The organism is Mesorhizobium sp. M2D.F.Ca.ET.226.01.1.1 (assembly GCF_004022705.2).
Lineage (GTDB): Bacteria > Pseudomonadota > Alphaproteobacteria > Rhizobiales > Rhizobiaceae > Mesorhizobium.
Window position 1 is genome coordinate 64,439 of sequence record NZ_RZOY02000004.1, and the last position, 22,074, is coordinate 86,512.

The window sequence follows — 22,074 nt, forward strand, 5'->3', positions numbered from 1 at the left end:
CGACCGAGTGCACAGCACGTTCGGCACCCGTTGCAAATAAGTTGCAATCTTCTAATTTGCCGCCATGGCGCCGCAGGACATCAGCAAGCTGATCGTCCGGACTTCGATGAAGGACCGGGCTGCGTTCGATCTGCTCTACAAGCAGACCAGCGCGAAACTTTTCGGCGTTTGCCTTCGTGTCTTGAACGACAGGGGTGATGCGGAAGAGGCGCTGCAGGAGGTCTTCGTCAAGATTTGGACGAAGGCGGATCGTTTCGCGGTTTCCGATCTGAGCCCGATTTCCTGGCTGGTGGCCATTGCGCGCAACCATGCGATCGATCGCATCCGGGCGCGGCGCAGTCCTTCTGCCAACATCGATACGGCTCTCGACGTCGCTGACCCGACGCCAGGACCCGAGGCTATGGCTGTGGCGGGCGGCGAGACCGAACGCATCTATCATTGCCTCGACGAATTGGAGAAAGACCGGGCGGCGGCCGTCCGGGGTGCCTATTTGAGCGGCGAAAGCTATGCCGAGCTGGCGGAGCGCTTCAAGGTTCCGCTGAACACGATGCGGACTTGGCTGCGGCGAAGCCTGCTCAAACTGAGAGAATGCCTGGAAAGATGACGCTGGCGGAAGACAACGGACCGGAACGTGGAGGCGACGACCTGCTCGCCGCCGAATACGTTCTCGGCGTTCTGCCGGCCGACGAACGCCAGATCGCGTCCCGTCGCATCGATACCGAGACGGCGTTCGCCCGCCTGGTCGATGCCTGGGAGGTCCATTTCGCGCCGATGGCGGCCGCCTATGCCGCGGTCGAGCCTCCGGCTTCGGTCAAGGTCGCGATCGACCGCAGCCTGTTCGCATCGTCCGCTTCCACCTCCGCCGCGCCCAGCACCAGCCTCTGGTCGAGCCTTGCTTTCTGGCGTGGCCTCGCCGCCGCTGCCATTGCTGCTTTGGCAGTCTACGTCGCCCTGCCTTTCGTCAATCCGCCGGTCACGCAGCCTCAGACCAGGTTGGTCGCCTCACTGGCCGCCGACAACAGCCCTGTCAAATACCTCGCCGTCTATGACGCCGCCCGCCATGAGGTCGGCCTGTCGCTGGTCTCCGGCGAGCGTAGCGCCGGCAAGGACTTCGAGCTGTGGATGATCGAGGGCAAGAACGCGCCGGTGTCGATGGGCGTCATCCCCGCCGGCCAGACCGCGCGCATGGCCGTTACTCCGGCTGTCCAGCAGAAGCTCGCGCAAGGCGCTGTGCTCGCCGTCAGCCTCGAGCCTGCGGGCGGTTCGCCGACCGGCCAGCCGACCGGTCCGGTGGTCGCAGCGGGTGACCTGAAGGGCATCTGACGACGGCCACTTCGGCATAATCACGTCCATAGAGACCAATCGAAGTCTATCTTCTTCCAGTCGCAGGCCGGGAAAGTCTGCTGCCGTAATCAGTCGCACGAACGAAAATAAATCGCACCAAGAAAAAATTTGGACGGCCGTGAAACTAACTTTTCGGCGTGCCCGTATCTCATCGCGTTCCCAAGGACGGGAAAAACAACCAGAGGAGACTGACACAATGCGTAAACTCGCCACCCTTTTGCTCGCCTCTACGCTCGGCCTTTCCGTGATCGGCGCCGTTGCCTATGCCAATCCGATGGTCGGCGGCGCGCCGATGTATGCCAAGAAGAACATCATCGAGAACGCCGTCAATTCGAAGGACCACACCACGCTGGTCGCCGCGGTCAAGGCCGCCGGCCTGGTCGACACGCTGCAGGGCGCCGGTCCGTTCACCGTCTTCGCGCCGACCAACGAAGCTTTCGCCGCGCTGCCCCCAGGCACGGTCGATACGCTGCTCAAGCCCGAGAATAAGGGCAAGCTGACCAAGGTGCTGACCTGCCATGTCGTCGCCGCCAAGGCGCTGGCCGCCGATGTCGCCAAGATGGCCAAGGCCGATGGCGGCGCCCACCAGGTCAAGACGGTCGGCGGCTGCGAGCTGACGCTTAAGGCGCAGAAGGGCAAGGTCACCGTCACCGACGAGAACGGCAATGTCGCCCACGTCACCATCGCCGATGTCCGCCAGTCGAACGGCGTCATCCACGTCATCGACAAGGTTCTCTTGCCGAAGATGTAACAAAGCGGGCCTGGCCGGCGAAGACATTGCTGAGCGCCGGCCGCTTCGTTCAAGACCCGCGCCGCCGGCAAGGGTGCGCTCCGCGTCGCGCCGCAAGGGCGGCGCGGAGCAGCATGCTCAAAACAACAACGGATAGGGCGTCACCGGCTTTTGATTTCCGGGCGGTGTTCTATCTTGGCAAAATGCGTCAGGAGGAACGGCCATGAACCGTCGCGATTTTCTCTGGAGCGGCGCCGCCGCCACCGCTCTCATCGTCGGAACCGGGGCGATGCTGCGCGCCGGCGGACCGAAGCCTGCTCTCGCCGCCGAGACCTTCGAGGTCACCAAAACCGACGCCGAATGGCACGCCATCCTTTCCGACGAGGCCTTCGACGTGCTGCGCAAGCAGGGCACCGAATATCCCGGCACCAGCCCGCTGCTCAACGAACACCGCAAGGGCATTTTCGCCTGCGCCGGCTGCGACCTACCGGTCTATCCGTCGGAGACGAAATTCGATTCCGGCACCGGTTGGCCGAGCTTTTGGCAGGAGATCCCCAAGGCTATCGGCGAGACCGTCGACCGCTCGCTCGGCATGACGCGCACCGAAGTTCACTGCCGCCGCTGCGGCGGTCATCTCGGCCACGTCTTCGACGACGGTCCGCCGCCCACCGGCCTGCGTCACTGCATCAACGGCGTGGCGCTGAGCTTCAAGCCGGCCGCCGCCTGAGCGGCCTCCATCCTCTCGAAAAGAAATGACCCCGGAAATCGTCGCCGATTTCCGGGGTCACGTGTTGAGGTAGCCAGGCGGGGGTTCCGGCTCCTCAATGACCTCCGCCGCCACCGCCGCCCTGCTGGCCCGGCTTGTTGATGAACAGCACGAAAAATCCAAGTGAGGCGAACAGCACGGTCAGCATCATGAACACGTCCATGAAGGACAAGAGCGCCGCCTGCTGATGCACCATGCCGGACAGTTTCGAGATCGCGGCGCTGCCCGCGTCGAGGCCGGCGGTCTGTCCGAAGTTCAGCGTCATGTTCTGCAGCTTGGTCAGCGCGGCCTGGCTGCCCCACTGCACATGCTCGGAAAGCCGTGCATAGTGGAAGGCGTTGCGGTCGATCAGCACCGTGTTGATGACCGCAAGGCCGACGGCGCCTCCGAGATTGCGGGTCAGGTTGAACAGGCCTGATGCATTCTTCAGCCGTTCCGGCGGCAAGGTGCCCAGCGCAATGTTGTTGATCGGCACCATGCACAGCATCATCGAGCAGCCGCGCAGGATCTGCGGGATCAGCAGCTCATAGAAATCCCAGTCGGCGGTGAGATGCGTCATCCACCAGGTGCCCGTGGCGAAGCCGACGAAGCCGATCATCATCATCAGCCTGAGATCGATCTTGTTCGACAGAATGCCGGCAACGGGCGCGGTGAAGAACATCGCCATGCCGCTGACGAACAGCGCCTCGCCGATCATCATCGAATCGTAACCGCGGATACGGCCGAGGAACACCGGATAGAGATAGGTCAACCCGTAGAGGCCGATGCCGACGACGAAGGAGAACAGCGAGCCGAAGGCGAAGTTGACGTTGCTGAAGGCCCTGAGATCGACGATCGGTTCCTCGGCGGTGAAGACGCGCCAGAAGAAGATGATGCCGCCGATGGTCATGACGATGGCGCAGGCAAAGACTGCCGGCTCCTGCAGCCAGTCATGGTTCGGGCCTTCCTCCAGCACATATTCCATGCAGCCGAGGAAGGCGGCCATGCCGATCAGGCCCCACCAGTCGAACTTTGAGAACAGCTTGAGGTTGGGCTTGTCGAAATCGATCAGCGACCACGCCGCCGTCGCCACCAGAATGCCGGGCACGACATTGATCAGGAACAGCCAGTGCCAGGACATGGCGTGGCTGATGTAGCCGCCCACCGTCGGGCCGATCGTCGGCGCAAGCGTCGCCACCAGGCCGATCATCGGCGAGACGACGGCGCGCTTGGAGGGCGGGAAGATGGTAAAGGCGGCCGCGAAGACGCTGGGGATCATGCCGCCGCCGATGAAACCCTGGATGGCGCGGTAGACGATCATCTGGTCGATGTTGGTGGCGGTGGCGGCCAGCGCGCTGGCCGCGGTGAAGCCGGCCGCGGCAGTGGTGAACAGCACGCGCGTCGACAGCATGCGGCTGAGGAAACCCGACAGCGGGATCATCACCACCTCGGCGATCAGATAGGCGGTCTGCACCCACGGGATCTCGTCGGAACTGGCGCTCAAGCCCGCCTGGATTTCGGCAAGCGAGGCCGAGACGATCTGGATGTCGAGGATCGCCATGAACATGCCGAACACCATCGCCAGGAAGGCGACGACGCGGCGCACCGGCATATGGTCCGCGGGCAGCGCCGGCCCGGCAGCTGCCGGACGTGCGGGGATTGATCCTGCGGTAATGGTTGCGGTTGCCATCTCATGGCCTCCCTATGCACTCCCAGGACATGCGCGTGGCGGTCCCGGATTGCGTCGAAACGAATAAAGCAGGCTGGGCGGCTCGGCGCTCAAATGGCCACCGAACCGCCCCCCGATTGTTTAGTTGGTGGTCGAGGCCGGCGCCGTGCGGCTGTCGACCGCGACGACGACGCTCAGGCCCGCGCGCAGCTTGCCGGTCTTCAGGACGTCGGCCGGCACGTCGATGCGCACCGGCACGCGCTGCACCACCTTGGTGAAGTTGCCGGTGGCGTTTTCCGGCGGCAGCAGCGAGAACACCGCGCCCGAAGCCGGCGCTAGCGAAGAGACAGTGCCTTCGAAGGTCTGGCCGTCGATGGCGTCCACCGTGATGCGCACCTTCTCGCCGGGCACCATGCGGCCAAGCTGCGTCTCCTTGAAGTTGCCGACGATGTAGAGCTTGTCCATCGGCACGACGACGGCGAGCTTCTGGCCGGGGCTGACGAGGTCGCCTTGTTCGACCGAGCGGTTGCCGACGACGCCGTCATATGGCGCCTTCAGCACGGTGAAGGACAGGTCGCGCTTGGCCTTGTCGCGGGTGAGCTGCAGCGAGGCAAGCGTCGAGGCCGATTCCGCCCGCTGGGCCTCCAGCACGCCGATATTGGCCTGCGCCGCGGCGATCTGCGCATCGGCGCCGACGAGCGCCGCCTTGGCCTGGTCGAGCGCAGTCTGCGCGTCGTCGAGCTGCGCCTGCGTGCCGACATGGGTCTTGAGCAGCTGCGCGGCACGATCCTGGGCGCGCGCTGCATTGTCGGCGGCGGCCTGGTCGGCGATCTTCTGCGCCTGGGCCTGCGACAGCGAAGCCTGGGCTGCCTTGGTCTGGGCATCGATGCGGTCGAGCGTCTTTGCCAGCGTCGCGATCTGCGCTTCGGCCTGGCCGACGGCGATCTTGTAGTCGCCATTGTCGATGACGAACAGCGGATCGCCGGCTTTGACCTGCTGGTTCTCGCTCACCAGCACCTTGTCGATATAACCGGAGATTTTCGGCGACACGAACGACATATCGGCCTGGACATAGGCGTCGTCGGTGGCGATCATGAAGCGGCCGTCGGTCCAGTAGTTATAGCCATACCAGGAACCGGCGCCGAGCAGGGCTAGACCGATGATCGGCAAAAGGAACGAGCGCACCGAGCGCTTCTTCTTGGCGGGTGCTTCAGCCGCAGGCGGCGCAACCGGGGTGACCGGCTGGGCGGGGACTTCCGGCGCTTCGGTCGACGGCTGGACCTTGGCATTGGGAAACGTGCGGACTTCGGCGGTAGCGGGCGCGTTCGAGGACATGGTAATCTCTCTAGGATTGTCAGTCAGACTGAACCGTTCGGTTCGAATTGGTGATTGACATAGCGCGGAAACGGGACCATATCAAGAGGAAATCGAACCGGGTGGTTCGAAATATTTTCTAAGGAACGACTTCCATGGTCGACACGACAGCGGACAGCGATCTGCTCGACTTGCGCAAGGGCCGTCCGGCGGCAGGACAGGACCCGGTCAAGCGCGCCCAGATTATCGAAGGCGCGCGCCGCGTCTTCATAGACAAGGGCTTTGAAGCCGCCTCGATGAACGACATCACGCGCGAGGCCGGCGTCTCCAAGGGCACGATCTACGTCTATTTCGAAAACAAGGAAGAGCTGTTCGAGGCTCTCATCGAGGAAGAGCGCGGCACCATCTTCAAGAACATGTATGAGGTGCTCGATCATTTCGAGGACCTGCGCAAGACGCTGGTGAAGTTTGGAACGGGGCTGTCGATCAAGATCACCTCGGCCAAGGTCATCCAGGCGCAGCGCACCGTGGTCGGCGCCGCCGACCGGATACCCGAGCTTGGCGCGCGCTTCTACGAGCGCGGCCCGAAACGTGGCCACGACAAGGTCATGTCCTTTCTCAACGAAGCCGTCGCACGCGGTCTGCTGGAGATCGCCGATGTCGATCTCGCCGCCTATCAGTTCACGGAGCTTTGCCTGGCAGGTCTGTTCCGCCAGTGCATCTTTTCCTACCGCACCAAGGCGCCGAGCCAGGCGGAGATCGAGCACATCGTGACCTCCGGCGTCGATGTGTTTCTCAAGGCTTACGGCACGGAAAAATTCTTCGCCGAGGAACGGGCTTCTGCATCGGCCTGATCGTGGCGGCCCGCGAAGTCCGTTGCGGGTAGCGCAAGCCCTGAGAATTCGCGCCCGCGACTTGAAAACTTCGCCGTATCGCGGCTGGCCTCACATGCCGTGAAGACCTGTCTGACGGCCTTTTTCAAACGTCGATCGGCATCGTCCGCGGGCGCTTTCGGAAGGACCTGTTAACCATCGCTTTCTATGTCTCGGGAGACGTTCAACCGGCGAGTCTCGAGTATGACATCCATGCGCTTTCCCCGTGCCAATCTCTCCGGCGATTCCGCCTATCAAGGCGACAGCGATCACCGCGCGGACGGGCGTCGTGGCGGGGTTCCACAGGCGCAAGCCGGTCAAGTGGTGACGTTGCGCTCCTCGATCCAGGCCGAATCGAACCCCGCTCGCGGCGCGTCGCTCGATTCGGCCGATGGCGGGGAGTTCGGCCGCCCGGCCTGGCAGGATTATTTCTTCCTGGCGCCGAATGTGCGTTTCACCCGCACGCCGGACACCGATCTCGCCAGGCGAGCCCCGCCGGCTGAAAATGCCGACCAGGCAAAGGCAACCGTCCGTGAGCCCGTCCGCCCCGCGCCGCCGGCCCCGGCAGCGATCAATCCAGTCCGGCCGACGCCAGCAGGCGCCGCCGCGGTCACGCCGCCGCAAGTCAAACCGGTCCGCGCAGCTCCTGCTGTCGTCCCTATTGCCCCCGCCGCTCCGGTTGTGCCGCCCCAAGTGGCCGCCGCTCCGATGCCAAAGCCACGCTCGACCGGATTGCGCTGGTCCTATCTCTCGGACCATGCCTTTTTCGAGTTCGGCATGCCCTTCCTCGCCGAGCGCCTGGCACGGGCGAAGGCGAACGAAACGGGGCAGGCGCCCGCCGCTCCGGCGCAGCCGCCCGTCAATCCTGTGCCGACTCATCGTCCAGCGGCGGTCCAACCGATCCAGCCCCGTGCCGCCTTCCTGGGTGAAGCGACGTCATTTTACCGGGTCATCGAATGGCGCTCAGACGCGGTGGACTCAAGCCCTGTTGCGACGGCGGTACCGGCTCCGGCCGCCCCCCAGCCGACAACTGTCGACGCCATGCCGATCTCAACCCCGGCTAGCGCGAGGAAAACCAGGCAGGCACCCTCGTTGCCCATGGCCGGCGAGGTCGTGCCGTTGCCGGCGTCCGTCGGCTACGAGCTTCCCTCGGAAGATCTTTTGCAGATGCCGCCGGAAGGCCAGGGCTTCTACATGTCGCAGGAGCGCATGGAGCAGAATGCCGACCTGCTGGAAAGCGTGCTGGAGGATTTTGGCGTCAAGGGCGAGATCATCCATGTCCGCCCCGGTCCGGTCGTCACGCTCTACGAGTTCGAGCCGGCGCCGGGCGTGAAGTCCAGCCGCGTCATCGGGTTGGCCGACGACATCGCCCGTTCCATGTCGGCGATCTCGGCGCGCGTCGCCGTGGTGCCGGGCCGCAATGTCATCGGCATCGAGCTGCCCAACGAAACCCGCGAGACGGTCTATTTCCGCGAGCTGATCGGATCGGCCGGCTTCCGCAACACGTCCTGCAAGCTGGCGCTCGGCCTCGGCAAGACGATCGGCGGCGAGCCGGTCATCGCCGAGCTCGCCAAGATGCCGCATCTGCTGGTGGCGGGCACCACCGGCTCCGGCAAGTCGGTCGCCATCAACACCATGATCCTGTCGCTGCTCTACCGGATGAAGCCGGAGGAATGCCGCCTCATCATGGTCGACCCCAAGATGCTGGAACTCTCCGTCTATGACGGCATCCCGCATCTGCTTACCCCGGTCGTCACCGATCCGAAGAAGGCGGTCACGGCGCTCAAATGGGCGGTTCGCGAGATGGAGGACCGCTACCGCAAGATGGCGCGCCTCGGCGTGCGCAACATCGACGGCTACAACCAGCGCGCTGGCAGCGCCCGCGACAAGGGCGAGGTCGTGACCATGCAGGTGCAGGTGGGCTTCGAGAAGGGCACGGGCGAGCCGCTGTTCGAGGAACGCACGATCGACCTCGCGCCGATGCCTTATATCGTCATCATCGTCGACGAGATGGCCGACCTGATGATGGTCGCCGGCAAGGAGATCGAAGGCGCCATCCAGCGGCTGGCGCAGATGGCGCGCGCCGCCGGCATCCATCTGATCATGGCGACGCAACGCCCGTCGGTCGACGTCATCACCGGCACGATCAAGGCGAACTTCCCGACCCGCATCTCCTTCCAGGTGACGTCCAAGATCGACAGCCGCACCATTCTCGGCGAGCAGGGCGCCGAGCAGTTGCTCGGCCAGGGCGATATGCTGCACATGGCCGGCGGCGGCCGCATTTCGCGCGTGCACGGCCCCTTCGTTTCAGACCTGGAGGTCGAGCACGTCGTGGCGCATCTGAAGGCGCAAGGCCGTCCCGAATATCTCGACACCGTCACCGCCGACGAGGAAGAGGTTGAGGAAGCTGCGGACACCGGTCCGGTCTTCGACAAGGGTTCGATCGCCGAGGAGGACGGCGACGCCCTCTATGAGGAAGCGATCAAAGTGGTCAAGCGCGACAAGAAATGCTCGACCTCCTATATCCAGCGCCGCCTCGGCGTCGGCTACAACCGCGCAGCCTCGCTGGTCGAGCGCATGGAAAAGGAAGGTCTGGTCGGCGCCCCCAACCATGTCGGCAAGCGCGAGATCCTCACCGGCCGGCGCGATCGCGAGCCGGAGCGCGACGAGACGGACTGATCCCTGATGGAATCTGGTGGGCGGCGTCAGCCGCCGTTCGCCACCAGGGCGATGGCCGCGCGCAATTCGTCCAGCCCCGCGGCTTTCTCCGACGAGGTGGCAAGGACCACCGGAAAAGCCGCCGGCCGTTTCTTGATCTTGGCCAGCGTCTCCTCGATCAGCCTCGGCACGCCGGCGGCCTTGATCTTGTCAGTCTTGGTCAGCACCACCTGGTAGGACACCGCGGCCTTGTCGAGCAGCGTCAGCACTTCCTCGTCCTTGGCCTTGACGCCGTGGCGGGCGTCGATCAGCACATAGACGCGCTTCAGCGTCACGCGGCCCTGCAGATATTCGTAGATGAGTTTCGTCCACTCATCGACCTTGTCCTTCGGCGCGCTGGCGTAGCCGTAGCCTGGCATGTCGACCAGCGCCATCGGCGGCAGGTCGGCGCCCTCGCCGGAAAAACCGTCCGGCACGAAATAGTTGAGCTCCTGCGTGCGCCCCGGCGTGTTGGACGTGCGCGCCAGCCCCTTGTGACCGACCAGCGCGTTGATCAGCGACGACTTGCCGACATTGGAGCGGCCGGCAAAGGCGATCTCCGGCGGCCCTTCCGGCGGCAGGAATTTCATCGACGGCACGCCGCGGATGAAAATCCAGCCGCGTGTGAACAGCTCCGGGCTGATCGCCGTGTCGTTCGTGCTCTTGTCGGGCGCGCTCAAGCCGCAGCCTCCAGCTTTGAGATGTCGGCGCCGCGAATGGCGTTGAGGTTGCGGCTGATCTTGTCGACCGGCCAGTCCCACCAGGCCGCCTTCAAAAGCCGCCGCACCGTGAATTCGTCAAAGCGCATCTTCACTATCCTTGCCCCATTGCCGGCGACGATCGCATAAGGCGGCACGTCATGCGTGACAACCGATTTCGCAGCGACGATGGCGCCGTGGCCGATATCGACGCCCGGCATGATCACCGCGTCCATGCCGATCCAGGAAAGGGCGCTGTCGAAGCCGCTGCTCTGGTAGACCTGGACGTTCGACGCGCCGGGCGGCAGCGAGAAGCTCCCCTCGACGATTTTCTGCTCGCCGGCCGTCGTGCGGAGAGCCCAGCTGAAGGTGCAGAATTGCGGCGCCGCCTTGGGTTGCACATGGCTGCAATTGAGCTGCGCGCCGCCGAGCATAGCCGCTCCGCCGCAGCTCACCGCGTCCTTTGCCGCGGCCGGAAAAGCGTATCCCGTCAGCAGCGCCAGCATGGTGATCTTGAGCCGGTTCATCGTGTTGTCCTTGCCGCGATAGAGGCCGGTCCGGCCGGGTTCTGGCCCATGCGATATTTTTGGCAAGCGGCTTAGTCGGTCTTGCGCTGCGCGTCCAGCAGGATTATGTGCATGATGATAATAAGCATGCTCACGAAAGATTGTCGCCGACTCGCCGACCTCCCATGCCCACCTCGTCCAGTATCAGCTTCGTGCTGCACGACGCCGCGCGCCTTTTCGGAACACGCTTGACCTATTGCAATCTGCTCGAGACCTGCGCCCAGCCGGCCGTCGACCGGGAGAAAGTCCATGTCTGAAGGAACCTCATCCAGAAAGCCCGCCGACCAGGAAGGCGAAAGAGTAAGTGACCAAGTCATTCGCCTGGACAGCCAGCGCGAGCAAAGGCGCGGCAACCCGCCTGTCGTCGAGGACGATGAGCTGGAAGCGCCCGTGGCGCCGGAGCCGGCGAAGCTGGAGGCGCCCTCGGCGCAACCGAAGCCGGCTTCAGTCACCGTAGCTCCGCCGGCTCCCGCCCAACCGCGCCGCAGCCTGATGCGGCCGATCCTGTTTGCGTTGCTTCCCGTCGCGCTGGTGGCCGGCGGCTACTACTATGTGGTCGGCGGCCAGGTCATGACCACCGACAACGCCTATATCCAGGCGCAGTCGCTCGGCGTTTCCACCGACGTCTCCGGCACCGTCGACGAGATCGATGTGCACGACAACCAGGCGGTGAAGAAGGGCGACGTGCTCTTTCGGCTGCGGCCGGCCTCGTTCGAGACGGCGCTTGCGGGCGCCGAGGCGCAGCTCGGCACGGTGCGCAACCAGGTGCTGACGCTGCAGGCGAGCTACAAGCAGTCGCTGGCCTCGATCGACCAGGCCGAGGCCGACATCCCCTATTACGAGTCCGCCTTCCAGCGGCAGCAGGACCTGCTCAAGACCTCGACCGCCTCCAAGGCGACCTTCGACAGCGCCCAGCACGACCTCGTCGCCGCTCGCCAGAAGGTGACGGTCGCCAAGGCACAGGCGCAGGCGATGCTTGCCCAGCTCGGCGGCGACGCCAGCCAGCCGGTCGAGAAGAACCCCTTCTACCTGCAGGCCCTGTCGGCGGTGGACGATGCGCAGCGCAACTTGAACGTCAAGGCGCCGTTCGACGGCATCGTCACCAATGTCGACGCGCTGCAGGTGGGAAAGTATCTGCCGGCCTCGCAGCCCGCCTTCAGCCTGGTGTCGTCGACCGACATCTGGATCGCGGCCGAGCCCAAGGAAACCGAGCTCACCTATGTGCGGCCCGGCCAGAAGGCGACGATCAGCATTGACGGCTATCCGGGCGAGGTCTGGCACGGCACGGTCGGCTCGATCAGCCCGGCGTCGTCGTCGAGCTTCTCGCTGCTCCCGGCGCAGAACACTAGCGGAAACTGGGTCAAGGTCGTGCAGCGCATCCCGATGCGGGTGACGATCGATGATCAGGACGGCAAGCCGCCGCTGCGCGGCGGCATGAGCGCCGTGGTCGACATCGACACCGGCCATGCGCGCGGCCTGCCCGACTTCGTCACCGACCTCCTCAAGCGTTTCGGACAAAAGTCATGACCACCGCTTCCGCGACAGGCGCGCCCGTGGTCGCCAATCGCGGCGCCATCACCGCTTGCGTGATCCTGGCGGTCATCATGCAGGCGCTGGACACCACCATCGCCAATGTCGCGCTGCCCTATATCCAGGGCAGCGTCTCGGCGAGCGCCGACCAGATCAACTGGGTGCTCACCTCCTATATCGTCGCCGCCGCGGTGATGACGCCGCCGTCAGGCTATCTCGCCAACCGCTTCGGCCGCAAGCGTATCCTTCTGGTAGCGATCACCGGCTTCGTCGTCGCTTCCGTGTTGTGCGGCTTTGCCCAGTCGCTGCCGCAGATCGTCGGCTTCCGCCTGCTGCAGGGTCTGTTCGGCGCCGCCCTCGTGCCGCTGTCGCAGTCGATCCTGCTCGATATCTACAGCGCCGAGGAGCGCGGCTCGGCCATGGCGCTGTTCGGCGTCTCGGTCATGGTCGGGCCGGTGCTCGGCCCGGTCATCGGCGGCTGGCTGACCGAAAACGTGTCCTGGCGCTGGGTCTTCTACATCAACGTGCCGATCGGCATGCTGGCCTTCGCCGGCGTCTCGATGTTCGTCCAGGAAACCAAGCTCGACCTCAAGGCGCGGCTGGACTGGCTGGGCTTCGGCATGCTCAGCCTCGCCATCGCCTCGCTGCAGATGTTCCTCGACCGCGGCGAGCAGCTCAACTGGTTCTCCTCGGTGGAAATCATCGTCGAGGCGCTGGTCTGCGCGTCGGCCTTCTACATCTTCATCATCCACATCTTCACCGCGCGCGACACCTTCGTGAACCCGCGGCTGTTCCTCGACCGCAACTTCGCCGTCGGCATGATCTTCATCTTCATCATCGGCATCACCTATCTCGCCTCGCTGGCGCTGATGACGCCCTATCTGCAGACGCTGATGGGCTATCCGGTGGTCACCGCCGGCATCGTCATGGGGCCGCGCGGCCTCGGCACCATGGTCTGCATGTTCCTCGTCGGCCGTCTGGTCGGCAAGGTCGACACGCGCTGGCTGCTGTTCATCGGCCTCGCGATCACCGCCTGGGCGATGTACGACATGACCGGCTGGACGCCGGACGTCTCGCAATGGACCATCATCAGCACCGGCTTCGTCCAGGGCGCGGGGCTCGGCTTCCTATTCGTGCCGCTCACCACAATCACATTCGCCACGCTGGCGCCGGAGCGGCGCGCCGAGGGCACAGGCCTTTTCAATCTGTCGCGCAACATCGGCTCCAGCGTCGGCATCTCGGTGGTCACGGCGCTGCTGACGCAGAACCAGCAGATCAATCACGCCAACATCGCCACCTATGTGACACCCTACAACCCGGCCTTCGGCGATCCGGCGATCTCCCGGGCGTTGAGCCCTTACAGCGCCGCCGGCCGCGCCGCGCTCGACGGCCTGGTCACGCTGCAGGCGACGATCATCTCCTATGTCGACGACTTCAAGCTGATGATGATCCTGTCGCTCGTCGCCATCCCGCTGGTGCTTCTGCTGCGCAAGCCATCCACGCCGGCCAAGGTCGATCACAGCGCGGCCATGGAATAAAGGACCGGGATCCCGCCGCCCGCGGGACCCCGGCCTGCCGGACGACCTCCCAAACACCGGCGTCGCTGCGCCGGAAGCCGTCCGGCCATTTTTGGGGAGGACTGAAATCATACGAATCGAGCCAGCGCGGAGTTTCACCAACCCCGACAATTTGCCGAAAATTATTCCCGTCGCCAGCGAATCGAGCGGGCAACAAAAAACCCCGGCCAATGAAGGCCGGGGTTTTGGTTGTAACTCGATGTGCCGGCTATTCCGCCGGTGATGGTTTCTTGCGGAACATCGCCGCCAGATTGTCCCACAATTCGATCTTGGCGCCCTGGCGCTTCATGATCACGCCCTGCTGCAGGATCGACAGCGTGTTGTTCCAGGCCCAGTAGATGACGAGGCCGGCCGGGAACGAGCCCATCATGAAGGTGAAGATCACCGGCATCCAGGTGAAGATCGCCGCCTGCGTCGGGTCCGGCGGTGCCGGGTTCATGCGCATCTGCAGGAACATGGTGATGCCCATGACCACCGCCCAGGCGCCCATATGCGGCAGGAAGGCGGGCGCCGCGAACGGCAGCAGGCCGAACAGGTTGAAGATCGACGTCGGATCGGGCGCAGCAAGGTCGTGGATCCAGCCGAAGAACGGTGCATGCCGCATCTCGATGGTGATGTAGAGCACCTTGTAGAGCGAGAAGAAGACCGGGATCTGCAGCGCCACCGGCCAGCAGCCGGCGAGCGGATTGATCTTCTCGGTCTTGTAGAGCTCCATCATCGCCTGCTGCTGCTTCATCTTGTCGTCCGCGTATTTCTCGCGGATCTCGATCATCTTCGGCTGCACCTTCTTCATGTTCGCCATCGACGCGTAGGACTTGTTGGCGAGCGGGAAGAAGATGGCCTTGACGATGACGGTCGTGGCGAGGATCGCCAGGCCGAAATTGCCGAAGAATTTGTAGAGCGTGTCGATCAGCCAGAACATCGGCTTGGTGATGAAATAGAACCAGCCCCAGTCGATCAGCAAGTTGAACTGGCGAATGTGACGGTCAGCCTCATAAGCGTTGATCTTGGCGACTTCCTTGGCGCCGGCGAACACCTCTGTCTCGACGGTCGCCGACTGGCCGGCCCCGATGTTGATCGGGTCGGTGAGGAAGTCGGACTGATAGCGATGGCGCCCGTCCTCGAAATAGGCATAGCGCGGCTGGAAGGGCTGCTTCTCGGTCGGCACCAGGGTGACGGCCCAGTATTTGTCGGTGATGCCGAGCCAGCCGTCGGTCGACTTGCCGGGCTTGACTTCCTTGTCCTTTTCGATGGCCGCGTATTTGTATTGGGCCAGCCCCTCGGTGCCGGTGACGCCGATCAGGCCTTCATGCAGCACATAGGTGCTGGCGACGGCAGGCTTGTCGTAGCGCGTGACGCGCCCATAGTTGAACAGGCTGACGGCGGCGCTGCCCGAATTCTGCACCGTGTCGGAGACAGTGAACATGTAATCATTGTCGACCGAGATGGTGCGCTTGAACGTCAGGCCCTTGTCGTTGGTATAGGTCAGCGTGACCGGCGTCGACGGGGTCAGCGTCGGGTTGCCTTCGGCGGTCCACACCGTGTCCGAGCTGGGCACGGCACCTGTCTTGTCGGTGCCGACGAAACCGATCTCGGCGAAATAGCCGGAGGGCAACGCCTGTGGGTTGAGAAGCTGGATCTCGGGCGAGTTCTTGTCAACCGTCTCGGTGTAGTGCTTGAGCCTCAGGTCATCGAGGCGCGCGCCGGTCAGGTTGATCGAACCCTCGAGGCTGGGCGTGTCGATCTTGATGCGCTTGCTCGCGGCAACAGCCTGGTCCCGGCTGGCCGCCGTCACCGTATCGCCTCCGGGCGCATTGGGGATGGCGCCAGCGGTGGGAGCCGGCGTTCCGGCGGCGCCGGGATTGCTCCCCTGCGCTTCCTTCTTCTGCGCTTCGACGCGCTGCTGCTCGATGCGCGCCTGCTCGCGCTGCTGCTCCATCTTGGGGTTCATGTAGAACACCTGCCAGAGCGTCAGGATCAGCACCGACAGCGCGATGGTGATGAAGAAATTGCGGTTGTTTTCCATCGAAAGCCCTTGGCCTATCGTGTTCCGCGCAGCCGGCGGGAAAGCTCGGCCTTCAACTGGCCGAACGGAATGGCAAGCACGTCTTCACGCCCCACGATGACATAGTCATTGCCGGGCGCCATGTCATCGGCGGCATGAACGCGCACGGCTTCCCGCAGCCGCCGCCGGACGCGGTTGCGCACCACGGCGTTGCCGACCTTCTTGGTGACGGTGTAGCCGACGCGCGGCGCAAGATCATCGCCGCGGTCGAGAACTTCAACGAGAAAAAGCCGTCCGCGGCGTTTTTCGCCGCCGCGCACAGCCAGGAAATCCGCGCGTTTCAGAAGCCGCCCGGGAGCTTGTCCCTTTGGCTTGCCGGTTGCGGGCAACGATCTCGTCTTTCGTTCAGGCACTGAGCCGCTTGCGGCCGCGGTTGCGGCGGGCAGCAACGACGCCACGGCCACCCTTGGTGGCCATGCGGGCACGGAAACCATGCCGGCGCTTACGGACGAGCTTGGACGGTTGGTAGGTACGCTTCATTTGTTTTAATACCGCGGGGTGCGGCCCTTCTTGATTCTGTCACTCTGTAACAGGAGCTTTGCCGGGCCGGCTTAGGCGCGATCGAAACCGCGCCGGGACGAATGGCCCGAGCGTGAGCGGGCTTATAGAAAGAAGGTTTTTGGAAGTCAATCCAGCGTGGCCGCCGGACATTTTTTCGCGGGACCAAGGTTGAAATTGGCAAAAAGGCTCCAAATCGCATAATCTTGGCCGTTCAAGGCTTCGTGAAGACCGCGTCATGACGAGTGAAGCTCTGTCCACCGATGAAAAGGCAAGGCCGCCGGCGAATTCGACGCGCCGGGTGCCGCTGTCGCGCGGCCTGTCGACCAAGCTCCTGCTGCTCACCATCGCCTTCGTGCTCCTGGCCGAAATCCTGATCTTCCTGCCCTGGATCGCCAGTTACCGGGTCAACTGGCTGAAGGAGCGGCTGAGCACCGCCGCCGCCGTGTCGATCGTTTTGTTGCAGGGCGAGCCCAACTCGCTATCGCACAACGCCCAGAACGACGTGCTGATGGCGATCGGCGCCAAGGCGATCGCCGTGCGCGATGGCGGGGTGTCGCGGCTGCTCGTCGTTTCCGACATGCCTCCGCAGGTCGACGAGCATATCGACATCGCCAATGTCGGCCTGGTCAATGGCATGACCGGCGCGCTCGACACCTTGTTCTTCGGCGGCAAGCGCATGCTGCGCGTGTTCGGCCCGGTCGGCGATAGCGACAAGGAGTTCGAGCTGATCATGCCGGATTACCGGCTGCGCGACGCCATGCTCAGATATTCGCGCAACGTCGCCGTTGTCTCGCTGCTCATCTCGCTGTTCACCGCCATGCTGGTCTACGCGGCAATCGACCTGATCATGATCGGGCCGATCCGCACCATGACGCGCTCGATCCTGTCCTTCTCCGAGCAGCCCGACGATCCCGGCCGCATCATCTCGCCGACGGAGCGATCCGACGAGATCGGCGTGGCCGAGCGCGAGCTGGCGCAGATGCAGGACCGGCTGCAGAAGATGCTGTCGGAGCAGAAGCATCTCGCCGATCTCGGCCTCGCCGTATCCAAGATCAATCACGACATGCGCAACATCCTGGCTTCCGCGCAGCTGATGTCGGACCGCCTGCGCCTGGTGAAGGACCCGACCGTGCAGTCCTTCGCGCCGAAACTTGTGCGCGCGCTCGACCGCGCGGTGTCCTATTCCGAAGGCGTGCTTCACTATGGCCGCACGCAGGAGCCGGCGCCGTCACGCCGGCGGCTGAGACTCCGCCAGCTGGTCGACGACGTGCACGGCCTGCTCGATATCGAGGAAGGCATCGAATTCATCAACGCCGTCGAGCATGCCTTCGAGGTCGACGCCGATTCCGACCATCTCTTCCGCGTGCTCACCAATCTCTGCCGCAACGCCATTCAGGCGATGGCCGCCGACACGGAGAGCGCGGTGGTGCGCCGGCTGGCGGTCGCGGCCGAGCGCCAAGGCAGCGTCAGCCGCATCACCGTCACCGACACCGGCCCCGGCCTGCCGCCCAAGGCGCGCGAGAACCTGTTCGCCGCCTTCCGCGGTTCGGCGCGCAGCGGCGGCACCGGGCTTGGCCTGGCGATCGCCCACGAGCTGATCCGCGCCCATGGCGGCACGGTCGAGCTCGTCGAATCGATCGGCGGCCGCACCGTCTTCGCTGTCACGATTCCCGACCAGCCGGTCAGGCTCGATCAAGCGCGCGGAAGTTTGCGCCGCCCGGCTTGAAGTGTTCCCCGTCGGGCTCAGCCCTGACCCAAGTCGCGCCACACCTCGACACGGGCAAAGACCGCCTGCGACAAAACTTTTGCCGGATCGGCTTGCAATTCTCAAATTCAGTCGTTAGGGAACACTCCACATCGCGGCCGGCCGTCTCGACCGGATCGCGGGGCTTGTGTCACACACGGCCTGTTGCGCGCCCGTAGCTCAGCTGGATAGAGCACCAGACTACGAATCTGGGGGTCAGGAGTTCGAATCTCTTCGGGCGCGCCATTTCGGTAAATGCCTCATGGTGCTCTTCAAGCAGTCTACCTTCACAGCAACCGGCATAAAGTCGCTCTGCTGGCGCGGCGATGAACTCGTCGATTGGGTCGGTGGCGGACGCTCCTTCGCCGCCGACGGCACTGAGCGCGACCCAAGTGTAAACTACGCCTACCGTTTCGACGCCGCGACTGCATCGCCTGATGGGCGCTATGCCGTGATCTACGAAAGGCTCGGAACCAAGGGGCTTCTGCTTCGCAAAGGACGGATTCTTCGTGAGCTCAACCGCAGCTTCTATCAAGCCGAGGCCTACGAATATCCGATTGCCCTTTTCAATGGCCCCGACGGCCGCGTTCTTCTCGCCCATTGCCCCAAGGACTATTGCCGCATCGACTTTGAGGAAGCCGAGACTGGTCGGCTGCTTACCGAATCGGCGGATCGCAAGCCGTCCGACTTCTTCCACTCACGATTGACGGTAAGCCCTGGCGGGACGCGGCTGCTCAGCGCCGGTTGGGTCTGGCATCCGCTAAGCCTCGTGAAGTCGTTCGATGTTGCGGAGGCGCTAACGACTCCTAGCCATCTCGACAACGGCCAGGGTCTTCCCGCGCCGTCCAACCCGGGATTGGTCGAAGAGAACTCCGCCTGCTGGCTCGACGATCGTCGTGTCGCGGTGGCGGCCTCGACAGAATACCAGGAAGACGATGTCGGGGATGACGGCGAGCCGCGCCTGCGACCGCTTGGATTGGCCGTCTTCGACGTGACCCAGCAAACCTGCATCCGGTCGTTCCAACTGGAGGAACAGGCCGGAACGATCTTCCCGGTCGGCGAAAACTTTGTTCTTTCGCTGTATAAACATCCGAAGCTGATCAGCCTTGCGACCGGCAATGTCGTCCATGTGTGGACGGAGCTTCGATCAGGCCTTCAGGACAACAGCATTATGTGGGGCCTCGATGACGATGCGATGCCTCCGCCCATGGCATTCGAAGCCTCGACCCGCCGGGTCGCAATTGTGAACGGCGATACCGTCACCCGTATCGAGTTCGATCTCGCTGGGAACTGATGGTGGCCTGTCCCTTCCCGCCGTCAGAGGGCAAGGCGCCATCCGAAACCGCTATTTCAGCGGTAGAAACAGCTCCACGATGATTTCAGGTGCCGGCGCCTGTGGGCGAAGGACAGCCGCCGCTGGCAATAGATCGGGAAGTCGCGTGCTTCCTCTGCATCAGCGGCCCCAACAAGGATCTCGCCCGGGTCACCAGGCCCGGGCAACTCGACAAAGTTCAATCATGTCTGCCTTGCGCGTTTATCCCGGCCGCTTTCATTGTGATGCCTTCGTAGCAGCCTTCTCGATCAGCCGCGCCACGGGCTCAGGGTGCGACACCATCACCACATGCGAGGCGCCCTTGATGACCACGGTACCCTGTGAGTGGGCCCGAGCAGCCATGAATGCCAAGGCTTCGGCCGGTATGTTCTTGTCGCCGTCTCCATAGATGAACCAGCTCGGAACCTTCTTCCACGCCGCTTCAGTTTGGACTTCGTTCAGCGCGGCTTCCTCGATAGGCCTCTGCGCCGCGGCCATAAGCCTGGCTTCGGCTTTGGGGACGTCGGCGGCGAACTGCTCGTGGAACTTGTCCTGCTGGATGTAGAGGTCCTTCCCACCGCTTGACAGGGTGACCGGCGGCGCGAGGGTCGGACCGAGCGAGCTGCCGGGAAATTTGCCGGCGAGCTGCGCGGCTGTTTCGCCCGCATCCGGCGCGAAGGCCGCGACATAGACCAGCGCCTTGACGGTCGCATGGCCGTCAACCGCTTCGCTGATGACCGAGCCGCCGTAGGAATGCCCAACGAGGACGACAGGCGATTTGATGGAGCCAAGGATGTCGGCGACGTAGCCGGCGTCATTTTTGACGCCACGCAACGGATTGGCGACAGCCACGACCGGATAGCCATCCTTCTCCAGGATTTTGACGACGCCGTTCCAGCTCGACGAATCCGCGAACGCGCCGTGAACCAGGACGATGGTGGGTTTGTCGGCCTGCGCGTACGCATTGCCGAGAAAGGCGCTGGTGATCGCCAAGGCTGCAAACAGTATTTTCATCTGAATGTCCTTCGTGAATGTTTTCGTCTGAACGTGTTCATGATTGAACTACGGCGCGAGCCGCGTGAAGACGTAATCGTGACCCTGAACGCGCGCCTCATGGCAGGCGAAGCAGGTCTGGTGCCGAGCTTCATCGACCGGCTTGCCGTCGACGAACCTGCCGAAGCCCCATCCGCCAGTAGCCGCGTATTTCTTCGAGTCCTTGACCATGACCTGGACCGTCGTCGCCGCGCCGGGAACGGAAGCGGGTTCGAACTCGGCCGATTGCACCCGTTTCCACGCGAGCTTGACCAGGACAGTGCCGTCCGGAAACGGCAGCCTGCCAGCCTGGTATGCTTCGATCGCAACCCTGTTCGCGACGACTGCGCGAAGCTCGTTCAGCGGGTCCGCTTCGAGTGCCGGCGCGACCAGTTCCCACCCGCGGTAGCCCGCGGGGATCGTCACGCCGTAGATCGGGGAGGCATTGGTCGTGTCCGGACCCGCACCGGCTTCACGCGTAGCCCACGCCCCTGCAGCCAATATCGCTGCCAGCCCGGCCAAGGCGATACCAAAGCGTCTCATCGCAATCTTCCTTCTGCCGAGCGGTCAGAGCCGGTCGACGTCGATGACTGCCTGAGCGAAAGCCTGGGGGGCTTCCTGCGGCAGGTTGTGGCCGATGCCGCCCGTGATCAGCCGGTGCTCGTATTTGCCGGAAAATCTCTTGGCGTAGGCGCCGGGGTCCGGATGCGGCGCTCCGTTGGCATCGCCTTCCATTGTGATCGTGGGAACGCCGATCATCGGAAAGGTGGCGAGCTTTTTCTCGATCTCGTCGTATTTGGGTTCGCCTGCGGCGAGGCCGAGACGCCAACGGTAATTGTGGATGACGACGTCGACATGGTCCGGATTGGCGAAGGCTGCCGCGCTGCGCGCGAAAGTGGCGTCGTCGAACTTCCACTGCGGGGAGGCGAGCCGCCAGATCAGCTTGGCGAAGTCGTCCGTGTTTTTCGCATAGCCTGCACGGCCGCGCTCGGTGGCAAAATAGAACTGATACCACCATTGGAGCTCAACCTGCGGCGGTAGCGGCGCCACGTTGGCGGCCTGACTGCCGATCAGATATCCACTGACGGACACCATGGCCTTGCAGCGCTCCGGCCAGAGCGCGGCAACGATATTGGCGGTCCGCCCTCCCCAGTCGTAGCCCGCGACGACCGCCTTCTGAATCCCGAGGGCATCCATCAAGGCGATGATGTCGACGGCGACCGCCGCCTGCTGGCCGTTTCGGACAGTGGCGTCCGAAAGGAAGCGCGTCGTGCCGTACCCGCGCAGATACGGCACGATCACGCGGTAACCCGCATCCGCAAGCAGCGGTACGACGTCGATATAGCTGTAGATGTCATAGGGCCAGCCATGCAGAAGGATGACTGGGGGGCCGTCCGAAGGGCCGTCCTCGGCATATCCAACGTTCAGCAGGCCCGCGTCGATTTGCTTCAGCGATGCAAATGAAGTCCGCGGCTTTATGGAGCCCGAGGCGATGGTTTTCGGTTCGCCCCCTTGTGCGCTCGCACCACTGATCGCGCCGAGTTGCGCAACCGCCAAGGTCGCGGCGGCGATGCCGAACAGGCGCCGGCGGGAATGGTCGATCTCTTCCGGAGTTCTGAATGCATTCATTGGTGCACCGCCTTGCTGTGAGGTTTGGTCAGGTCCAACCGACAGTCGG

The 22,074-nt window shown here is 63.9% G+C and carries 20 protein-coding genes and 1 tRNA gene; 11 read left to right on the forward strand and 10 right to left on the reverse strand.

Annotated features, from left to right (window positions below):
- Positions 1-64 precede the first annotated feature (64 nt).
- The 4 genes from EN869_RS10470 to msrB all read left to right on the forward strand — a co-directional run bounded on the left by EN869_RS10470 (position 65) and on the right by msrB (position 2,801).
- On the forward strand, positions 65-604 hold the full coding sequence (locus tag EN869_RS10470) for a sigma-70 family RNA polymerase sigma factor (protein ID WP_127226827.1): 540 nt from the start codon (positions 65-67) through the stop codon (positions 602-604).
- A complete protein-coding gene (locus EN869_RS10475; protein ID WP_127226913.1) occupies positions 601-1,323 on the forward strand; it encodes an anti-sigma factor in 723 nt (240 codons plus the stop codon). The genes EN869_RS10470 and EN869_RS10475 overlap by 4 nt, the downstream gene beginning before the upstream one ends.
- Positions 1,324-1,618: 295 nt before the next feature.
- Complete coding sequence (locus EN869_RS10480) at positions 1,619-2,095, forward strand: fasciclin domain-containing protein (RefSeq protein ID WP_245489663.1); 477 nt, start codon at positions 1,619-1,621, stop codon at positions 2,093-2,095.
- Positions 2,096-2,297: 202 nt separating this feature from the next.
- The gene (msrB, locus tag EN869_RS10485) at positions 2,298-2,801 is read left to right on the forward strand and encodes a peptide-methionine (R)-S-oxide reductase MsrB (RefSeq protein ID WP_127226825.1); all 504 of its coding nucleotides are present in this window, start codon (positions 2,298-2,300) and stop codon (positions 2,799-2,801) included.
- Positions 2,802-2,895: 94 nt separating this feature from the next.
- On the opposite strand, the gene EN869_RS10490 is transcribed toward msrB, so the two are convergent.
- Together EN869_RS10490 and EN869_RS10495 are read right to left on the reverse strand one after the other, a co-directional pair.
- The gene (locus EN869_RS10490; RefSeq protein ID WP_127226824.1) at positions 2,896-4,509 is read right to left on the reverse strand and encodes a DHA2 family efflux MFS transporter permease subunit; all 1,614 of its coding nucleotides are present in this window, start codon (positions 4,507-4,509) and stop codon (positions 2,896-2,898) included.
- A 120-nt stretch (positions 4,510-4,629) separates the two neighbouring features.
- A complete protein-coding gene (locus EN869_RS10495) occupies positions 4,630-5,823 on the reverse strand; it encodes an HlyD family secretion protein (protein ID WP_127226823.1) in 1,194 nt (397 codons plus the stop codon).
- A gap of 134 nt (positions 5,824-5,957) precedes the next feature.
- Here EN869_RS10495 and EN869_RS10500 point away from each other — a divergent pair, with 134 nt between their 5' ends.
- Positions 5,958-6,656: a TetR/AcrR family transcriptional regulator gene (locus EN869_RS10500; protein ID WP_127226822.1), complete on the forward strand. Its 699-nt coding sequence runs from the start codon at positions 5,958-5,960 to the stop codon at positions 6,654-6,656.
- 231 nt (positions 6,657-6,887) lie between these two features.
- On the forward strand, positions 6,888-9,353 hold the full coding sequence (locus tag EN869_RS10505) for a DNA translocase FtsK (protein WP_167507020.1): 2,466 nt from the start codon (positions 6,888-6,890) through the stop codon (positions 9,351-9,353).
- Between the two features lie 26 nt (positions 9,354-9,379).
- Here EN869_RS10505 and yihA read toward each other — a convergent pair whose 3' ends face one another.
- Entirely contained in the window at positions 9,380-10,051 is a 672-nt protein-coding gene (gene yihA, locus EN869_RS10510; RefSeq protein ID WP_167507019.1) for a ribosome biogenesis GTP-binding protein YihA/YsxC, read from the reverse strand.
- A complete protein-coding gene (locus tag EN869_RS35040) occupies positions 10,048-10,596 on the reverse strand; it encodes a CatB-related O-acetyltransferase (protein WP_245489470.1) in 549 nt (182 codons plus the stop codon). The genes yihA and EN869_RS35040 overlap by 4 nt, the downstream gene beginning before the upstream one ends.
- A gap of 288 nt (positions 10,597-10,884) precedes the next feature.
- Here EN869_RS35040 and EN869_RS10525 point away from each other — a divergent pair, with 288 nt between their 5' ends.
- Both EN869_RS10525 and EN869_RS10530 read left to right on the forward strand, forming a co-directional pair.
- Positions 10,885-12,162, forward strand: a complete 1,278-nt coding sequence (locus EN869_RS10525; protein ID WP_127226820.1) for an HlyD family secretion protein — start codon at positions 10,885-10,887, stop codon at positions 12,160-12,162.
- Positions 12,159-13,703: a DHA2 family efflux MFS transporter permease subunit gene (locus tag EN869_RS10530; protein WP_127226819.1), complete on the forward strand. Its 1,545-nt coding sequence runs from the start codon at positions 12,159-12,161 to the stop codon at positions 13,701-13,703. Before EN869_RS10525 ends, EN869_RS10530 begins: the two co-directional genes overlap by 4 nt.
- 247 nt (positions 13,704-13,950) lie before the next feature.
- Here the strand turns inward: EN869_RS10530 and yidC are convergent, their stop codons facing one another.
- From yidC to rpmH, 3 genes are read right to left on the reverse strand one after another with little or no spacing between them, the layout of a single operon-like run.
- Positions 13,951-15,768: a membrane protein insertase YidC gene (gene yidC / locus EN869_RS10535; protein WP_127226818.1), complete on the reverse strand. Its 1,818-nt coding sequence runs from the start codon at positions 15,766-15,768 to the stop codon at positions 13,951-13,953.
- A 14-nt stretch (positions 15,769-15,782) separates the two neighbouring features.
- Complete coding sequence (gene rnpA, locus EN869_RS10540; protein WP_127226817.1) at positions 15,783-16,136, reverse strand: ribonuclease P protein component; 354 nt, start codon at positions 16,134-16,136, stop codon at positions 15,783-15,785.
- Between the two features lie 16 nt (positions 16,137-16,152).
- Positions 16,153-16,287 carry a 50S ribosomal protein L34 gene (gene rpmH / locus EN869_RS10545; protein WP_008833937.1) on the reverse strand — a complete coding sequence of 45 codons (135 nt, stop codon included), beginning with the start codon at positions 16,285-16,287 and terminating at the stop codon, positions 16,153-16,155.
- 256 nt (positions 16,288-16,543) lie between these two features.
- Here rpmH and EN869_RS10550 point away from each other — a divergent pair, with 256 nt between their 5' ends.
- The 3 genes from EN869_RS10550 to EN869_RS10560 all read left to right on the forward strand — a co-directional run bounded on the left by EN869_RS10550 (position 16,544) and on the right by EN869_RS10560 (position 19,346).
- Complete coding sequence (locus EN869_RS10550) at positions 16,544-18,034, forward strand: HAMP domain-containing sensor histidine kinase (protein WP_127226816.1); 1,491 nt, start codon at positions 16,544-16,546, stop codon at positions 18,032-18,034.
- Between the two features lie 187 nt (positions 18,035-18,221).
- Positions 18,222-18,298: transfer RNA gene (locus EN869_RS10555), tRNA-Arg, on the forward strand.
- Between the two features lie 16 nt (positions 18,299-18,314).
- The gene (locus tag EN869_RS10560; RefSeq protein WP_127226815.1) at positions 18,315-19,346 is read left to right on the forward strand and encodes a hypothetical protein; all 1,032 of its coding nucleotides are present in this window, start codon (positions 18,315-18,317) and stop codon (positions 19,344-19,346) included.
- A 255-nt stretch (positions 19,347-19,601) separates the two neighbouring features.
- On the opposite strand, the gene EN869_RS10565 is transcribed toward EN869_RS10560, so the two are convergent.
- The 3 genes from EN869_RS10565 to EN869_RS10575 are packed head-to-tail and all read right to left on the reverse strand — an operon-like array spanning position 19,602 to position 22,025.
- Complete coding sequence (locus tag EN869_RS10565) at positions 19,602-20,378, reverse strand: alpha/beta hydrolase (protein ID WP_127226814.1); 777 nt, start codon at positions 20,376-20,378, stop codon at positions 19,602-19,604.
- A gap of 48 nt (positions 20,379-20,426) precedes the next feature.
- Positions 20,427-20,939: a cytochrome P460 family protein gene (locus tag EN869_RS10570; protein ID WP_127226813.1), complete on the reverse strand. Its 513-nt coding sequence runs from the start codon at positions 20,937-20,939 to the stop codon at positions 20,427-20,429.
- Positions 20,940-20,963: 24 nt separating this feature from the next.
- Complete coding sequence (locus tag EN869_RS10575; protein WP_127226812.1) at positions 20,964-22,025, reverse strand: alpha/beta hydrolase; 1,062 nt, start codon at positions 22,023-22,025, stop codon at positions 20,964-20,966.
- Between the last annotated feature and the right edge of the window lie 49 nt (positions 22,026-22,074).

Coding starts and splice junctions, on each gene's coding strand:
- EN869_RS10550 (WP_127226816.1), top strand. CDS start 16,544: ATGACGAGTGAAGCTCTGTCCACCGATGAAAAGGCAAGGCCGCCGGCG.
- EN869_RS10525 (WP_127226820.1), top strand. CDS start 10,885: ATGTCTGAAGGAACCTCATCCAGAAAGCCCGCCGACCAGGAAGGCGAA.
- EN869_RS10470 (WP_127226827.1), top strand. CDS start 65: ATGGCGCCGCAGGACATCAGCAAGCTGATCGTCCGGACTTCGATGAAG.
- yidC (WP_127226818.1), bottom strand. CDS start 15,768: ATGGAAAACAACCGCAATTTCTTCATCACCATCGCGCTGTCGGTGCTG.
- EN869_RS35040 (WP_245489470.1), bottom strand. CDS start 10,596: ATGAACCGGCTCAAGATCACCATGCTGGCGCTGCTGACGGGATACGCT.
- msrB (WP_127226825.1), top strand. CDS start 2,298: ATGAACCGTCGCGATTTTCTCTGGAGCGGCGCCGCCGCCACCGCTCTC.
- EN869_RS10560 (WP_127226815.1), top strand. CDS start 18,315: ATGGTGCTCTTCAAGCAGTCTACCTTCACAGCAACCGGCATAAAGTCG.
- rpmH (WP_008833937.1), bottom strand. CDS start 16,287: ATGAAGCGTACCTACCAACCGTCCAAGCTCGTCCGTAAGCGCCGGCAT.
- EN869_RS10570 (WP_127226813.1), bottom strand. CDS start 20,939: ATGAGACGCTTTGGTATCGCCTTGGCCGGGCTGGCAGCGATATTGGCT.
- EN869_RS10490 (WP_127226824.1), bottom strand. CDS start 4,509: ATGGCAACCGCAACCATTACCGCAGGATCAATCCCCGCACGTCCGGCA.
- EN869_RS10575 (WP_127226812.1), bottom strand. CDS start 22,025: ATGAATGCATTCAGAACTCCGGAAGAGATCGACCATTCCCGCCGGCGC.
- EN869_RS10500 (WP_127226822.1), top strand. CDS start 5,958: ATGGTCGACACGACAGCGGACAGCGATCTGCTCGACTTGCGCAAGGGC.
- EN869_RS10530 (WP_127226819.1), top strand. CDS start 12,159: ATGACCACCGCTTCCGCGACAGGCGCGCCCGTGGTCGCCAATCGCGGC.
- EN869_RS10565 (WP_127226814.1), bottom strand. CDS start 20,378: ATGAAAATACTGTTTGCAGCCTTGGCGATCACCAGCGCCTTTCTCGGC.
- EN869_RS10475 (WP_127226913.1), top strand. CDS start 601: ATGACGCTGGCGGAAGACAACGGACCGGAACGTGGAGGCGACGACCTG.
- EN869_RS10480 (WP_245489663.1), top strand. CDS start 1,619: ATGGTCGGCGGCGCGCCGATGTATGCCAAGAAGAACATCATCGAGAAC.
- EN869_RS10495 (WP_127226823.1), bottom strand. CDS start 5,823: ATGTCCTCGAACGCGCCCGCTACCGCCGAAGTCCGCACGTTTCCCAAT.
- EN869_RS10505 (WP_167507020.1), top strand. CDS start 6,888: ATGCGCTTTCCCCGTGCCAATCTCTCCGGCGATTCCGCCTATCAAGGC.